Annotated in this window: 14 protein-coding genes; 5 read left to right on the top strand and 9 right to left on the bottom strand. The window is 41.3% G+C overall.

Annotated features, from left to right (window positions below):
• The first annotated feature begins 143 nt into the window (after positions 1-143).
• Together GOL65_RS01540 and GOL65_RS01535 are read left to right on the top strand one after the other, a co-directional pair.
• Positions 144-896 carry an IclR family transcriptional regulator gene (locus GOL65_RS01540; protein WP_140918481.1) on the top strand — a complete coding sequence of 251 codons (753 nt, stop codon included), beginning with the start codon at positions 144-146 and terminating at the stop codon, positions 894-896.
• Between the two features lie 308 nt (positions 897-1,204).
• Complete coding sequence (locus GOL65_RS01535; protein ID WP_140918480.1) at positions 1,205-2,098, top strand: dihydrodipicolinate synthase family protein; 894 nt, start codon at positions 1,205-1,207, stop codon at positions 2,096-2,098.
• Between the two features lie 636 nt (positions 2,099-2,734).
• On the opposite strand, the gene GOL65_RS22620 is transcribed toward GOL65_RS01535, so the two are convergent.
• The 5 genes from GOL65_RS22620 to GOL65_RS01515 form a co-directional block, all read right to left on the bottom strand.
• Positions 2,735-2,908, bottom strand: a complete 174-nt coding sequence (locus GOL65_RS22620; protein WP_456152035.1) for an IS1/IS1595 family N-terminal zinc-binding domain-containing protein — start codon at positions 2,906-2,908, stop codon at positions 2,735-2,737.
• Positions 2,909-3,159: 251 nt separating this feature from the next.
• The gene (locus GOL65_RS01530) at positions 3,160-4,185 is read right to left on the bottom strand and encodes an AraC family transcriptional regulator (protein WP_140918479.1); all 1,026 of its coding nucleotides are present in this window, start codon (positions 4,183-4,185) and stop codon (positions 3,160-3,162) included.
• Positions 4,186-4,845: 660 nt separating this feature from the next.
• Positions 4,846-5,097, bottom strand: coding sequence for a DUF3343 domain-containing protein (locus GOL65_RS01525; RefSeq protein WP_179038123.1), 252 nt, complete (start codon positions 5,095-5,097; stop codon positions 4,846-4,848).
• Positions 5,087-6,166, bottom strand: coding sequence for a YedE family putative selenium transporter (gene yedE, locus GOL65_RS01520; protein WP_140918477.1), 1,080 nt, complete (start codon positions 6,164-6,166; stop codon positions 5,087-5,089). The genes GOL65_RS01525 and yedE overlap by 11 nt, the downstream gene beginning before the upstream one ends.
• Positions 6,167-6,613: 447 nt before the next feature.
• On the bottom strand, positions 6,614-6,907 hold the full coding sequence (locus tag GOL65_RS01515; protein WP_140918476.1) for an IS1 family transposase: 294 nt from the start codon (positions 6,905-6,907) through the stop codon (positions 6,614-6,616).
• A 1,152-nt stretch (positions 6,908-8,059) separates the two neighbouring features.
• Between GOL65_RS01515 and GOL65_RS01510 the strand changes: the two genes are divergently transcribed.
• Genes GOL65_RS01510 through GOL65_RS01500 form a run of 3 tightly spaced genes read left to right on the top strand, consistent with a single transcriptional unit; the run spans position 8,060 to position 11,203 of the window.
• Positions 8,060-8,296 (top strand): DUF1656 domain-containing protein, encoded by a 237-nt coding sequence (locus GOL65_RS01510; protein WP_140918475.1) that lies wholly within the window; start codon positions 8,060-8,062, stop codon positions 8,294-8,296.
• 4 nt (positions 8,297-8,300) lie between these two features.
• Entirely contained in the window at positions 8,301-9,158 is an 858-nt protein-coding gene (locus GOL65_RS01505; RefSeq protein ID WP_140918474.1) for an efflux RND transporter periplasmic adaptor subunit, read from the top strand.
• Between the two features lie 8 nt (positions 9,159-9,166).
• Positions 9,167-11,203 (top strand): FUSC family protein, encoded by a 2,037-nt coding sequence (locus GOL65_RS01500; RefSeq protein ID WP_140918473.1) that lies wholly within the window; start codon positions 9,167-9,169, stop codon positions 11,201-11,203.
• A 57-nt stretch (positions 11,204-11,260) separates the two neighbouring features.
• On the opposite strand, the gene GOL65_RS01495 is transcribed toward GOL65_RS01500, so the two are convergent.
• From GOL65_RS01495 to GOL65_RS01480, 4 genes are all read right to left on the bottom strand, one after another.
• Positions 11,261-12,556 carry an MFS transporter gene (locus GOL65_RS01495; protein ID WP_179038122.1) on the bottom strand — a complete coding sequence of 432 codons (1,296 nt, stop codon included), beginning with the start codon at positions 12,554-12,556 and terminating at the stop codon, positions 11,261-11,263.
• An 84-nt stretch (positions 12,557-12,640) separates the two neighbouring features.
• The gene (gene rhmD, locus GOL65_RS01490; RefSeq protein WP_140918472.1) at positions 12,641-13,846 is read right to left on the bottom strand and encodes an L-rhamnonate dehydratase; all 1,206 of its coding nucleotides are present in this window, start codon (positions 13,844-13,846) and stop codon (positions 12,641-12,643) included.
• A 17-nt stretch (positions 13,847-13,863) separates the two neighbouring features.
• Entirely contained in the window at positions 13,864-14,766 is a 903-nt protein-coding gene (locus GOL65_RS01485) for a dihydrodipicolinate synthase family protein (RefSeq protein ID WP_140918471.1), read from the bottom strand.
• Positions 14,767-14,781: 15 nt separating this feature from the next.
• A complete protein-coding gene (locus GOL65_RS01480) occupies positions 14,782-15,552 on the bottom strand; it encodes an IclR family transcriptional regulator (RefSeq protein WP_179038121.1) in 771 nt (256 codons plus the stop codon).
• Between the last annotated feature and the right edge of the window lie 148 nt (positions 15,553-15,700).

The following is a 15,700-nucleotide window of genomic DNA, read 5'->3' as shown; positions in this document are numbered from 1 at the left end:
CTTTGATACGCTAATAACAGTCGACTATTATTCATAATAACGTCAGTTACGCAAAACCTCAGTTACTGGTGGTCAGTATTTTGAATTTGCTTCATTTTTACTTTACACTGCGATTTACTATCTGCCCCAAGACCCAGAGCCTTATGCAAGAGATTACGACCAAAACACCGGCCATTGATAAAACGACCCGCATTTTAAAGTATGTCTCTACTCAAGGCAGTGTCACGTTTAGCCAAATTCATCAAACTCTGGATCTGGCCCAAAGCTCAACGGCTACATTACTTAATAGTCTGGTAGCACATGGCTTTTTACGTCAGGAAAAAGGCCGTTACTATCTGGGGCTAACATTGTTTGAACTAGGTATTCGCGCCATTGAGAGCTTTGATATTCGGAATTTGGCGATTGCTCCGATGACTTTTTTACGGGATAGCACCGGACTAGCCTGCCATCTGGGCGTTCTGGATAATACTTCTGCAATTTATCTGGCAAAAATAGAAAGCCCGGGAGCCATAGTTGTACGAAGCTGGTTAGGAAAACGCCTGTCATTGCACAGTTCCAGTTTGGGAAAATGCCTTCTGGCCTGGTTACCTGAAGCGGAAATTGATCGCCTGCTGCCGGAAGAACGATTAGAAGCAAAAACTAAAACCACCATCACAACCCGTAGCGCATTTAAAGCGGAATTAGCCACGGTTCGCCGACAGGGTTGGGCATTTGACAATGAAGAAGATTATGACGGCGTTAGCTGCATCTCAGCTCCGGTGTTTGATCGAAATAATAAGGTCATTGCCGCAATCAGTATGTCTGGCGTTAGCTTTCAAGTTCCTGAAGAAAAAATTCCGGAATTCGTAGAATTAGTGAAAACCGCAGCTAACATGCTGTCAGAATCCATTCGTTAATTATTCTTTCTTATCAACCGCAGATCGCCCTTCTGCGGATTCATCATTCAATTCTGTGATCTGTCTCCGTTTATTACCCCTTACGCTGCTTTAACAAGGGCTTTATCTTCGGTATATTTATAGCTCTTATATATGAGATTTAAGCTCCCACATATAAGAGTTAAAATTAAATCGTAGCAAATAACCCGTGATGACCGCATTCCTGTTGTAAGCGATCAGAACAGACATCCGGGTCTGATAAATGCCATAAATGATTTAGTGGTATCGTGCCCGGGAAATTATGTCGTGAATCATCAGAGGAATAAGAAATGAGTAATAAAGCCCTGTTTTCCGGTGCCTGGTGCCCTTCTGTCATACCATTCAAAACCAGCGGTGAAATTGATTATGATGCACTTCAAAAGCATTTTGATCGTCTGGCTGCTTCAGGAACCGATGGTATATTGCTAATGGGAACAATTGGCGAGTTTGTTACCATGAGCCTCAGCGAGCGTGAGAGTTTACTGAAAAAAGCACGTAAGATGACTAAGCTACCAATGATTGCCCATGTATCAACAACTTGTGTTGATGATATGGTGCATCTGGCCGATATCGCTTATGCAGAAGGCTATGAAGCAGTAATGGCATTACCCCACTACTATTACGCCCAAACGCCAAAACAGCTGTATGAATATTTTATCGATCTGAACAATCGCTTTAAAGGCAAATGGCTGATTTATAACTTCCCGGCCCGAACCGGTTGTGATGTAGATGCTGCATTGGTGTTGAAGCTGGCTAAAGAGTGCCCTAATTTTGTTGGTATTAAAGATACTGTGGACTGCTCTTCTCATACTCGCCTTATTGTGCGCGCTATGGCGCCAGTGCGGAAAGATTTCTCAATATTTGCCGGTTACGACGAATATTTTGTGCCTAATCTGATGAATGGTGGTGCTGGCGTACTTTCGGGTTTAAATAATGTAGTACCTGAGCTGTTTACTAAAATTAAAACAGCTTATCAGGCTAACAATCTTGCTGAAGTTGCCGCGCTACATGAAGAAATTGGAAGGCTATCCGGCATTTATGCCATTGGTGACGATTTTGTGACTACGATTAAAACTACTGTAGCCAGAAAATATAAATATCTTGAGCCAATTTCCCGTAATTATGGCGGTAAACTCAATCCAGAGCAGTTGGCCGCTGTTGATACGTTATTTGATATTAAATAATATTATTCAAATCGCTACCCCCACACATAAAGTGGGGGTGATATTATTTCTGCATATTGATAGTACATTATAAACAAGGTGTTTTGGTCACTAAACCTTGTCAGACCTATAACATAGGGTACTTCAAAATTTGATTGAGTTGCGGCTTAGCACATTAGGTATGCGCACTATTATAATAATCTAAAATAGTTAATTTAACTTATTAGATGTTAAAATTAGGCATTAAAATTCGACATCATCATCAAATAACATACTCTTTATTAAAATCAATATAAAACTCAATAAGAAATATATTATTTTAAATAAGTTGAATGGGTTATTGACAAGAGTATTAAAAAAATTTCATCTGTGCTTAATAAGTAAGTTAATTATAAATACAGTAAAAATGAAAGCCCGCTATACAACGGGCTTCTCAAATTGAATAAACAGGATTAAACTATTTATTCAGTAGATATTTTCAATTTTATTAACAGGTCAATTCAAGATTAAGTGACGGACATTGCATCTACTTTAGCATCATGAAGTTATGCCATAATGAAAAACACATGAAATGATAATTAATATCAATATGAGCTATTACTTAGTTTCAAATTTGGCAATTGACTTTATAACAAATTTTTCTAATTCATTTTATCATTAAGATAAAACTGGTTCTGGATTTTTGTAATAAGCTGAATAAACGTATTTCACCTGGAATGTACGACTACAATTTACACAATAAAAACGTTGATAACCTGCACGTCCTTTTCCATGTTTTCTGACGGATTGATTATCCTGACAATAACGACATGGCGTTTTCTTCTTAAACATAATGCGCTCCTGCTTTAGTTTAGGTTCAATGAAACAACACGAACAATGTAATATATGTTCCATTATTCCGTTATCCAAAAAACGAAAAAACCACAGGAAATATATTTTTGGATATTTTGTTATTTAACAATTAATGAAAATAATCAAACTGAAATATTTAGTTTTGCGAATTTTAAAATTTATCATAAGCGTGACTACACTTATCAGACATGATTCTGGATAATCTATGTTATAAAAATAAAATCAATCAGTTACGGGGTTACTTGCCCATCAAACTCCCTTTCGAAAAAAGCTGTTTCCTCTCTCTTTTTACTACGATTTAATGTGTGGCTTGGGTATTCACCAAACGTCTTACGGTATTGTTCAGAGAAACGAGAAAGATGCTGAAACCCCCAACGTGTAGCAATACCAGATACAGTACTCATCGGTGTTGCCATCAACAGATCGCGTAACGCACCGTTTAACCTCAGGTTTAAAAACCATTTTCCCGGTGACATTCCTACCGAATTACGAAAAATAAGTTCAAGCGCCCTCAGACTATATCCAGTCCTCTGAGCGATATTGATCAAACTGGTACTGACATCATCACAAGACATAACAAAATATTCGCTGTCCAAAATAAGATTATTGTGGCGTTGCGATACACTGCTCTTCTTTTCAATGGAAGATTCTAACATAGCATCACAAACAGCCCGACTGTAACTAGCCAATAATTGTTCCTGAATTCTATTAAGAGCACCTCCCCGATAACCAGAGTTTGAACTGTTTTGGGCTATAGTGAAAATGTCATTAGTTTGCCTTAACAGACTATCAATGCTTCCTTCCGGCAATTTTAAAGAAATGGCATTCTCTTTTGATAGCATCATATCCTGACCGCTATATGCCAGCATTGCCTGCTGCAATATTGCACGAGGAACAGCATAGATAATCCAACGAGATGCGCCGGAAGATTGGTACAGTAGCTCCGTTCCTTCCGGGTAAATTTGTATTTCATCGGTACCAATTGGCACCGTATTATAACGAGTCACGTCACTTCCGTGCGCCATAAAACCAATGCATATAGTATCCGAAGGAGTACATCCTCTGGCGATGATAGGGAAACTATAGTTGCCGGTTTCTAATCGAATATCATCCAATGTCACTCTTTGATGATATAAGCTTAATTGGGCAGAAGAAGACAGACGATGCTCAAAATACCCCCCATAAAGAATATCCGAAGCCCGTGCTATATCCAGCCCAAAATAGACATTACATTGATAGATTGGTGATGAGGACATTTAGCACTCTTTCTCGCAGAAACTTCGCTTTAAGGATATTAAAAATGTTGCTTTATTATCCAATCAGTCAAACGAGGTTTTAATGGTCTTAAAATATCTACCCGTACCACGGTGGTTTTGCTAAATAACAATCGTATACTCAATCACAATAAGAGTATTCTGACTAATTAGCCGATACACAGCAGACAGGTATTCCCGAAGGCCATTTGCCATCCCGATAACAAGAATTAACATTTACTGTATCGAGTTCCATTAATTATTTGAGAAATAACGCTTCATTGCACTGTTCGCTGATAAAACGTCAGTTCTTAAACATCTTTAATCTTAAAACTGTAACAAGTTAGACTAATTTAAGAAAAGTAGTTATCCAAAAAGCGAAAAAATAGCTGAGATTTCATATTTTGCGTTTTAATAGATTTGTTAATGCGGATTAAATTGACAAACAAAATTCAATTAGAAAAAGTTGATAAACAGCTTAGTGATAATGCATTGCCTTATCACACAATTTTACTGATGAAAATGTGAGCGTGATAAACCAGAACTAATAGATTTTAACGGCTTTCAGCATAGTGAATAAAAATAATTTTCTTCTGCTATCGGTCGAGATAACAAAAAAGCGCCCATATAATGGACGCTTTTTTGTTATTAATGCTTGCTCAGTTATTGTTGATCTTGCCACAAAATATCATAGCCTTCTGCCTTTATCTGATAAACCGATTTAACCAGTGAATTTATCAGGGTCGAATACTGATACCGCTCAGTTAATTCAAAACGTACTGCCATACCACATTCTGCGGAAAGTGTTCTCGGAGCATCAATGATCAGAAAATGGATACCCCAATCATTTAATTTCTTTTTTAGCTGAATTACACCCAAGGGTGTATGGAAAAGAAACAGATATTCATTGTTCATCAGTCGCATTTTCCAGCGTTTTACGTGTCATTACGGTATAAATGACACCAATAGCCAATACCAGAATAATGCCAACAATAACCACAGTTTTCCCATTCTCTGTTGGCCCTGCCGGACTGGATGCAAAAGCAAAGTTATGTGCAAATGCGGCACCAATCAACATTCCCAGCACACTAATTGCAGCGTCAGAACTTCCCTGCCCGGCACTAATTAATTGGCGTAATGGACAACCCGTAATGAATACCCCACAAAGCCCAACTAACATCATCGAGAGGAAATTCCATACCCCGTCAGTATGAGCTATTGGTTGGTTATCAAAACCCAGAGTAAATTTGTCCAGATAAAGATTACCGGCTGCCACAATCAGCGTTAAAGCTAAAACTCCCAATGCCATATTGTAGTTACGCGATAAAAAAATATTTTTCGCCATACCAATAAAACAAAAACGCGTACGTTGGACAACCACACCAATCACCAGACCAGCAATTATCGATAACCATACGGGAGCATGGCTGGCTCCTGGTCCTTTCTCACTGGCGCTAAATATGCCGCTGTTCCACAAAAACATCATTAATAAGACAATACAGATAACCGGAAACAGAATACCTTCAATAGAAGATTGACTATAATTACGGGGCAACGAGAATCCTTTTTTCAGGAACAGGCTACCAATACCTATACCAGCGACTAGCCCAACTAATCCAATTACTGCGTTTAAATCTCCGGCACCAATACGTAAAACCATGCGCAATGGACAACCTAAAAAGACCAGACATCCGATCATCATCAGAAAACCCAGTGTGAAACGAATGACCGGAGCTGAACCCGCTTTGGCTTTGAACTCTTTAAATATTAATGCCGTCGCGAAGGCGCCGATCACAAAACCAAATATTTCCGGACGCAGATACTGTACCGTAGCCGTTGAGTGAAGATTCAGGCTCCCGGCACTATCTCGAATAAAACAAGCGACACAAACCCCCATGTTGGGTGGATTTCCTGCAATCGCCAACGTTAATGCAATAGCTCCAATAACAATACCCGAGATAATTAATATCCATGTTCTAGACATTTTGTTGTTTCCTTTGATGGCGGGATTAATCCCTACTAATAGACCTATTAAGTTAAGGGTATTTTATACTGCATCGCGCCGTACTTCTTCTACTTCAATCACGTTATTCTTTTCTATATCAAGGCAAAAACACTCCTTATGGTTATTATTAGCCACCATAATAATTCATTTGATTGGAGTTAACGACGCGTGAGTAAAAGATGATCTTTTTAATATGAGTTACTAAAAACAGAAGGGATAGAATAGAAGGGATCGATTGAATGGCAAATGGTAGAGATAATGAACGGGAAGAGTTCTGCCCTCCTCTTCCCGTCATGTGCGTTCACTCTCAGGTTAAACCAAGATCCGGCGTATGATGTAAATGATGATTCTGATACCTTTTAAAGATATAACAGATTACCTATTTCATCATGAAACTAAGCAAGCAACTACGCTTTCGTCTTTCGCTTATGCCCCAATCTTTTCTTCTTCTTCCAGCGTAATTAAGTATATGTGACGGTCGATAATTCCCTGACTGACCCCTAGTACCTGGCTGATTTCTACCCTGCTCTTTCCTTCATCCAGCAAGGCCTTAACCTGACGCAAAATGTTAGTTTCATTTCCCAGATATATATAACGAACCTGAAACGTTCTTTTACAGGATGTGCAATAGTAGCGCTGCACCCCGGAGCGCGCTAATCCATGCTTACGGACGCTGTCTATCTTACTGCAGTGGTGACAAACAGGCAGATTTTCCTTCATCTTACTTCTCCTCATATACTTCTGATAAAAAGAGCATATAACAAACCACCACTTGTCCTTTTACATCATAGAGATACGGCACTCTCACCATTCCATATTGGATTCCGGTTGCCGTTCTCTTTGGCTGTTATGTCAAAACAAAAACATTCAGCTTTTTTATTATTTTTACTTCATTATCCACATTGTGAATTCTGTTTTTCGGCTATGACCTTTCCTCTAGCCGAAAGCCAGGGTCATTGAGTAACAATCCCGATAGCTATTCAAATATCTAAAATTTCAGCACATATTCTCTAAATTAAAATCCTAATCTCAAAATGCCCGTCATTCCATTGACAAAAAAACATGATCTGTTTCACCATTTATTCTTAGAGTTGACCTTAAACCTCAAAGGATAATGGCAAATCGGTAGAAACTAAATAATCTAATAATATTAATTTGCTTCAACCATTCGTTTTAATGAGAGTTTAATACAATTATCAGGTAAAATTTAAAACTCCAATACGAATAAATAAACACCTCTATTGGCACTGAGAGTAATATCTAAAACCACTTGATTACAAATCGTTAATTCCTAACATAACAACCACTTTGATAGCTAACACCTATTGATAATGATTTTTTTATCGTTCTAATTTTTACAAATTAAGTCTATCCGATTGTTTTTGTTTACTAAGTTTGATTTTAATTGTTACAAACTCAATAACCAAATTAATCTCATATACGGATGTTTTTCGAAATAAAATAAATTTTCAATCGCTATTTTCAGCAGAAAAACAAAGGGGAATTATAGAAAAATAATAATAACAGGCTAATAGTATTTTCTGCCAAAATTATAGATAACATTATGCCAAAAACAATTAACAGCTATTAGTTAACCAGAGTTTAATTTAGGTGAACTCATACTTCCATACTAAGTATTCTATTATAAGCATACTACCACAAGCAGCAATTAAGATTTATTTATCGGGTAAATATCAGTAAGAAAAGTACTCATTCCCGCATAATGCCTGATAAGTATGGTGATACTATAATTCGATAGTGCTATGCTGGTATTAGTTGAATGTTCGCAGTAAATGTAGGTTATACAGTAAAGTCTTATGTCACAATATCCGGTAGAGATAACTTACATTACATCAGGCAGGTATCAATAACGTGGATATTGGTTTAATAAATAAAAACAGCGCATTATCCGACCTGGTGTTCGGCGCTTCTCTTTACTTCCCCCCAATATTTAAAGCACTTTTTCTTGGTTTCATCATCTGGCTATTAGTTCACCGAGTCATTCGCGACTGGCTATATTCTGGCGATATCTGGCATCCTACCCTGACGGACCTCTCTATCTTTATTATTGCCGTCAGCGGATCTATGTGGATGTTAACCCATTGGTAATCATATGAAGATTAATGTCATAAAATACTTCTCTACGGTCATTATTTTTGCCATTGCATTAAGTGCCGGCTGGTGGCTATGGAATTACTATATGCAATCTCCCTGGACGCGCGATGCTAAAATCAGGGCTGAGTTAGTCAATATTACCCCTGAAGTTTCAGGTAAGTTGATGCTGGTTAATGCCGCTGATAATCAGATGGTAAAAAAAGGTGATTTGTTGTTTACCCTTGATTCCAGCGCTTACCAGATTGAAGTCGATAAAGCCGAAGGGGCATTAGCCAAAGCACTATCAGATTTAGGCAAAGCCAATCATGAGGCTGGACGTCGCGGTCGCTTAAGTGGTGGTGTTATATCTAAAGAAGAGCTGGATGATGCCAATTTAAACGTCCAGGCTATGCAGGCAAACTATAAAGCCGCACAGGCCAGCCTCAATCAGGCTAAATGGAATCTGGCCCATACCAATATTTATGCTCCAACGGATGGTTATCTGACTAATTTACAAATTCGTGTCGGCAGCTATGCCACATCAGGCACGCCTTTAGTTGCTCTGGTCGACATTCACTCTTTTTATGTAATGGGCTATTTTGAAGAGACTAAGCTAAGCCATATTAAGCCTGGCTATGCTGCCAGCATTACTCTGTATAACGGTAATACTCCGTTAAGTGGCGAAGTGGAAAGTATTGGTCGGGCGATTTCAGATCAAAGTGTTGATGGCAATATCGATATGCTAATGAATGTTAAACCAAACGTTCCCTGGGTTCGTCTGGCTCAACGTGTTCCCGTCAGAATAAAGCTTACCAAGGTTCCTGAAAATGTTCTGTTAATTGCCGGAACCACCTGCTCTGTATCTATTCATCAATAGGTATATGTGTGAATATTTCCTGGCTTGAATGGAAAAATACCCCTTGGGGAAAAGCAACTCAAGCACAGTGGCGCTATGCTTTACGCAACGCTATAGCCATGTGTCTGGCTCTTGGCGTTGCCTTTTTGCTGGATTTAGATGCACCTTACTGGGCCATGACCTCCGCTGCAGTCGTCAGCTTTCCTACTATTGGTGGGGTTATCAGTAAAAGCATTGGGCGTATTTTGGGTAGCCTGTTAGGAGCTCTGGCTTCAATGCTGATTGCAGGCACATGTTTGAACGATCCCTGGCTTTTTACCTTTGCTATTGCTGGCTGGCTATCCTTATGTACCTATGTCTCTAACCATTACCAGAACAATGTCTCATATGCTTTTGCTCTGGCTGGCTATACTGCCGCCATTATTACCTTCTCCCTGACGGACAGTACTGACTCTCTTCAAGTTTTTAATACCACTCAGGCTCGTGTGTGCGAAGTGGTTACCGGTATTATCTGCGGTGCCGTCATGATGATGATTTTACCCAGTACTTCTGATGGTTCCACACTGCTTGATTCACTGAAAAAAATACATAACCGCCTGTTGGAACACGCAGAAAGCTTATGGCAGGCTGAAATTACCCCTCAGGTACGAACTTCTCATGAAGGTATCATTAGCCAAATTCTGACCATGAACGTATTGAGAATTCAGGCTGTCTGGAGCCACTATCGTTTGCGCCGACGTAATAATATTCTCAACTATATGCTGCACCAGCAATTACGGCTTACCAGCGTCATTTCCGGTATTCGTCGTTTAATGATCAACTGGCCGGATCGGCCTGAAAATCTGTCTGAAGTTTTACATCGTTTACTGGCCGAGCTTGGCAAGCCTGACACCAATAAGTATCGTCTGGCTAACATTTTACAGGAAATATATCCCGCAGATAAAAGCGACTTTCGCCATCACACTGTCTGGTTACGGTTGCGTCACTTTTGCTGGCTCTATTTACAATCCAGTCGTTGGTTGCTTCGTCTGGAAGCTTCAGCGCCTGATAGTGACCTGCAACCACCGAAAGTCAAAAGCATCGCTCAACATACTGACTCTATCGAAGCCGCTTATAATGCATTAAGAACCTTTTTATGTATTGTGATCGGTTGTGCCTATTGGATAAATACTCAATGGGATGCAGGCGCATCTGCATTAACATTAACGGCTATCAGTTGTGTTCTTTATTCTGCTACAGTCTCTCCCATTAATAGCGTAATGACGTTAATTAAGGCCATCGTACTGCTTTCCATTGTCTGCTATATGGTTAAGTTTGGCCTGATGATTCAAATCAATGACTTCTGGGTATTTTGCGCTTTTTTACTGCCGGTATTGCTCACTATGCAGATGCTAAAGTTGCAGCATCCTCGCTATGCATCACTTTGGGGTCAGTTAATTGTTTTTATGGGATCATTTTTAACCATTACCAACCCACCGGATTATGACTTTAGTAGTTATATTAATGATGACTTCGGCAAGCTGGCCGGAGTTATTCTTGCCGGTGCTGCCTTTCAAATATTAAGACCAAGTTCCGATAAGGTGAAAAGCCGCCGAATCATTCGGGCATTACGTCGTGATTTTATGGGGCAACTAAGTCAGAAACCCTCTCAAACCGAGAGCTATTTCGAGTCTATGGTTTATCATCGCATTAGTCAGCTAACACAAAGTAAAGATGAGCAGGTTCGTATTTGGGTGTTACGTTGGGGTGTTGTTTTGCTTAACTGTAGTCACGTTGTTTGGCAACTGCGCGAATGGGAAATTCGTTCGGATCCATTGGTGGTGGTACGAGAAGTTTGTATTCGCTGTTTAAAAGGCATCATGACGGAAAAAGGCGTTCAACAACGCTCGCTGGAAGTCGCATTAGAAGAGTTATTAAAGATGAGTACCGTTCTTTCCCGCCATCACGATGCCTCTGCCAGAGAATTAGCCGGATTGATTTGGCGTCTTTACTGCTCCCTGTCTCAACTACAACAAGCCAGCAGCGGCATGCCGGGCACTTTATCAGAACAAACTAAACCTGTTTGATAGTAAAAGATAAGCCCCCGAAAATCGGGGGCTTATTCTTACCTCAACCAGAAATTATCACTTCACCTCAGCAACAGCTCCCGTTGTGGCATTGGCAACTTTGTCTTTCTTCAGCGCCATAATTACTATGGCTCCCACAATAGTCAATACAGCCAACGTCAGCAGACCCGCCATGGAGTTATTCATTACTGTTTCAGCTTTGACTCGAATTAGCGGTGCCAGGAAGCCACCAATCGCACCGAACATATTGACGAACCCAATCCCGGCGGCCAGTGCTACGCCTGACAACATACTGGTTGGCATCGTCCAGTACACCGGTTGTACCGCAATAAAACCTGCGGCAGCAAAACACAGAGCAATAATGGCCACGACCGGTGAGGCAAATGCGGATACACCGATACCGATACCCGCAATCGCCAGCGTAAGTGCTGCCAGATTACGACGGTTTCCAGTTCTGTCGGAATAGCGAGGAATGTAGTAAGTTCCGAACATCGCCGCAATCCATGGGATAGCTGCCACCATCGAAGCTTTAAAGCCTACTGTAGTACCCATCAATGCTGCAACCTGAGTTGGCAGGAAGAAAATCAGACCATATACACTAATCTGAATCAGCATATAGATAATAGCCAGATGCCATACCTGCACATTCTTAATCGCATCCATCAGTCTTGACGTTTGTTTCTTCGACTCTTCGCTGGTTATCTGCTCGATTAACGCTTTTTTCTCTTCAGCAGTTAGAAAACGCGCTTTCTCCAGATTGTCATCCAGATACCAGAAGGTCCAGAACCCAGCCATAACGGCCAGAGCCCCTTCAATCATAAACATCCAAAACCAGCCCGGATGTCCGGCAAAACCGTGCATTTCCAATAATGCACCTGACAGCGGTGAACCCAGCGTTAATGCCAGCGGAGCACCCATATAGAATAGCCCCATCACACTAGCCCGGGTGCGCTGTGGAAACCATTGAGAGGTCAGGTAGATCATTCCCGGGAAGAAGCCTGCTTCAGCCGCCCCTAATAACGTACGAACCGTCAGAAATTTCCATTCAGTATCACAAAAAGCCATGGCAGAAGATAAAACACCCCAGCATAGCGTGGTGACACCAATCCATTTTCTGGCACCAAATTTTTTCATTAACAGATTGGCTGGTGCTCCCAGACAGGCATAAGCAATAAAGAAGATACCTGCGCCCAGCGCATAAGCTTCATTACTTAAACCGGTATCTAACTGATAAGACTGCTTGGCAAAACCAATATTGGCGCGATCCAAAAAGGCCAAAATATACAGCGTCAGCATAAAGGGAACCAGACGCCACCTTGTTTTAGTTACAGCCGTGTTGAGAACCGTAGTCATGACTAGATCCTTAATGATATATAGTTTGATATTGCCTGCCGTCTAATCGGCAGGCTTATTATTTAATTAACGGCTAATCAAATATCAGTGCGTGTAAGGTCGGGTTAAGTTACACGCCGGATTCAATTCAACACCGAAACCTGGTTTATCCAGTACTGATTTATGCATACGCCCATTAACCGGTACCGGCTCATTCAGCAGAATTGGGTCAAACTGCGGACGCATGGTTGAACAATCCGGACTGGTCATCAGGAATTCACTGAACGGCGTATTGGTAAACGTGATTACCGCATGATGTGAGTAGACAGATGAACCATGTGGCACCACCAGTTGACCGCGTGATTTAGCGATAGCGGCGATTTCCAGTAATGTGGTTAAGCCACCGCACCAGCCAACGTCTGGCTGCATAATATCAATGCCAGTTTCAGATAAGGTACGGAACGATTGTAATGTACCGTGGTGCTCGCCAGAGGTAACCAACATTCCCGGAGGAGCGTTACGTTTCAGTTCAGCATATCCTTCATATTGTTGTGGTGGCAGGCACTCTTCTATCCATTTCAGATTATATGGCGCACAGGCATGAGCCAGTTTAGTCGCATAGTTCACGTCCTGACTCATCCAGCAGTCCAGCATCAGCCAGAAATCAGGGCCACATTTCTCACGCATATCAGCGACCATAGCCGCATCTTTGCGAATACCTGCATCACCATCATGTGGTCCCCAATGGGTCGGCATTTTCCCACCAATGAAACCCAGCCCTTTCGCCAGATCAGGACGAGCTCCGGTGGCGTAAAACTGAATTTCATCACGTACTGCACCACCTAAAAGCTTATACACCGGTAGATCAACTACTTTCCCGAACAGATCCCATAACGCCAGATCGACACAGGAGATGGTATTCATTACCAGACCGCCCGAGCCAGAATAATACATGGTGGCGTTCATCATTTGATCGTTAATCAATTTGATATCCGACACGCATTTACCTTCAATAAAGCGGTTCAGATGTTTTTCTACGATAAAACATCCCATTTCACCGCCGGTTGAAACGGCAAAGCCTTTCACGCCATTTTCAGCTTCTACTTCAACAATCAATGTACCCAGTACGTTAATCCCAAATGACTGACGGGATTGCTCATACTGCTTATATTTACTCATTGGTGTAGCAATATGATCGTCAATCCAGTGTTTATCTCCCTGGTCATGATAATCAGCTCCGCCAGAACCCTTCGCTGCGGTCGCTCCACCCATAAAATAGGCTCTAACCTGTTTGATTTTAGGTAAGTTCATGGTTATCCTCTGTTTCGCTAGTTGGCAATATTTAGAAGTTGTTGCAGGGCTTTCTCTAGTTTATTTTTTATTGAGTTAGCCTTTTCTTTTACTGAATCAACCTGTGGGAATGGTGTTTCCCCCATGTTGAATCCTCTTATTTCCATTCCCAGTTTGTAACCCAGTGGAAATGGTAATGAAGACAGCATCATCATGACTGGCAGTGCCGCCATTTGTAATTGATGAGCCTGTTGATCTTTTCCTTCCATTGTCAGTCGATAAATTTTCACCATAACTTCAGGTAATACACCGGCCGTTGCCGTCATACAGCCTTTTCCACCCGCTTTTAGCGATGGATAAAGAAACTCTTCACGTCCGGTTAATACGTTAAACTGTGGGTTAACTTCACCGCAGAGCGAGAGCATCTGCATAAATTCAACGGCGTTACCGCCCGAGTCTTTGATACCTACAACATTTGGTAACTGCGCCAGCTCCGCGACCATTGCTGGTGTAATCGCATCGGCAAAGAATGGAATGTTATACAGACATACCGGTAGCGTTGTGCTTTCGATAATCTGTTTCATCGTGGCAACAATCACTTCTGAAGAATGGCGATAAAAAACCGGAGGCATTAAAACCAAACCCGCCGCGCCCTTTTCTTTGGCAAATTTTCCCAACGCAATACTTTCCTGTGCTGTACTGGCTGGTATACCGCACCATACCGGAACTCGCCCGGCGGCCTGGTCGATAACCGTTTCCATCAGCGCACACTTCTGTTCAAACGACATCAGCCCGGATTCCCCAACCGAGCTCACCGGAAATAGACCGGTTAATCCCGCTTCGATTTGAAAATCAACAATCTTTCTGAGTTCCGCTAAATCAGGCACTCCATTCTTCCACGGAGTCAGCATCGCGCTATAAATACCAGAAGGTCGAATCATGACTATTTTTGCTCCTTACTTGTGACTATGGCCCAGCTCTTTGGAAATCAGCTCTGCTGCATGCATTACTCTTTCCGCTAACATCTGCAAATTGTTTTCATTAACTTGCAAAGTGGTTCCTACCGCTGAAATCGCGGCGATAATTTTGTTGGATGAATCAAATATCGGGGCAGAAATACACTGGATATTCAGTAAATCTTCCTGATTATCGAAGCTCCAGCCCCGCTGCCGAATAAGAGCCAGCTCATTCACCAGCGCTTCTTCTGAGGTTAAGGTGTAAGGTGTGACGACTTTGAACTCAATGACAGAAATTAATGCTTTTTGCCGCTCAACACTTATCCAGGCTAATAAACATTTACCCAATGCTGAGCTATATAACGAAAGGCGCTTCCCTTCCCATGAGCGCACCTGAATAGTGCTTTTGGAGTCTACCTTCAGTAGATAAATCGGGTCGTTATCATCCAGAATACCCAAATGACAAACTAATCCAGTCTCCAGCATTAATTGGGTGAGGTAGTCTTTAGCGATACGACGCAGGTCCAGTTGTTCAACGGAGCGACTGCCCAGCTCCATCAATTTCAGCCCTAAACGCAGAGAACCATCTTCACTTTGTGCCAGTAATCGAAGATTTCTCAGTTCATCAATCATTAGATACAGCGAGCTTTTTGGCAGCGCCAGATTGGTTGCAATATCCGTTACCGTGCAATGACCATTTTCTGCAACAAAGTTGAGAATATCGAGCGCTCTGGTTAACGCGGGGACTTTCGATTTTTTATCCATTTCCATTATATTGGAACTCATTCTTCTATATTAGACTTCATATTTATCATGTCTAACCGGGCAAACAATAACCAAATTGCCAATTTGTGATACTCATCTCACGGGATATTATTTATCCAACATTCTTACATCAAATATTCCAATATGATGGAAA

It is taken from the genome of Limnobaculum xujianqingii (genome assembly GCF_013394855.1).
In the GTDB taxonomy this organism is placed as follows: Bacteria; Pseudomonadota; Gammaproteobacteria; order Enterobacterales; family Enterobacteriaceae; genus Limnobaculum; species Limnobaculum xujianqingii.
The sequence above is the reverse complement of the archived record's forward strand: the minus strand, read 5'-3'. Positions and strand labels throughout refer to the sequence as shown.

Excerpts from the sequence above, each read along its gene's own strand:
- GOL65_RS01540 (WP_140918481.1), top strand. The coding sequence starts at position 144 with ATGCAAGAGATTACGACCAAAACACCGGCCATTGATAAAACGACCCGC.
- GOL65_RS01535 (WP_140918480.1), top strand. The coding sequence starts at position 1,205 with ATGAGTAATAAAGCCCTGTTTTCCGGTGCCTGGTGCCCTTCTGTCATA.
- GOL65_RS22620 (WP_456152035.1), bottom strand. The coding sequence starts at position 2,908 with ATGTTTAAGAAGAAAACGCCATGTCGTTATTGTCAGGATAATCAATCC.
- GOL65_RS01530 (WP_140918479.1), bottom strand. The coding sequence starts at position 4,185 with ATGTCCTCATCACCAATCTATCAATGTAATGTCTATTTTGGGCTGGAT.
- GOL65_RS01525 (WP_179038123.1), bottom strand. The coding sequence starts at position 5,097 with ATGAACAATGAATATCTGTTTCTTTTCCATACACCCTTGGGTGTAATT.
- yedE (WP_140918477.1), bottom strand. The coding sequence starts at position 6,166 with ATGTCTAGAACATGGATATTAATTATCTCGGGTATTGTTATTGGAGCT.
- GOL65_RS01515 (WP_140918476.1), bottom strand. The coding sequence starts at position 6,907 with ATGAAGGAAAATCTGCCTGTTTGTCACCACTGCAGTAAGATAGACAGC.
- GOL65_RS01505 (WP_140918474.1), top strand. The coding sequence starts at position 8,301 with ATGAAGATTAATGTCATAAAATACTTCTCTACGGTCATTATTTTTGCC.
- GOL65_RS01495 (WP_179038122.1), bottom strand. The coding sequence starts at position 12,556 with ATGACTACGGTTCTCAACACGGCTGTAACTAAAACAAGGTGGCGTCTG.
- rhmD (WP_140918472.1), bottom strand. The coding sequence starts at position 13,846 with ATGAACTTACCTAAAATCAAACAGGTTAGAGCCTATTTTATGGGTGGA.
- GOL65_RS01485 (WP_140918471.1), bottom strand. The coding sequence starts at position 14,766 with ATGATTCGACCTTCTGGTATTTATAGCGCGATGCTGACTCCGTGGAAG.
- GOL65_RS01480 (WP_179038121.1), bottom strand. The coding sequence starts at position 15,552 with ATGGAAATGGATAAAAAATCGAAAGTCCCCGCGTTAACCAGAGCGCTC.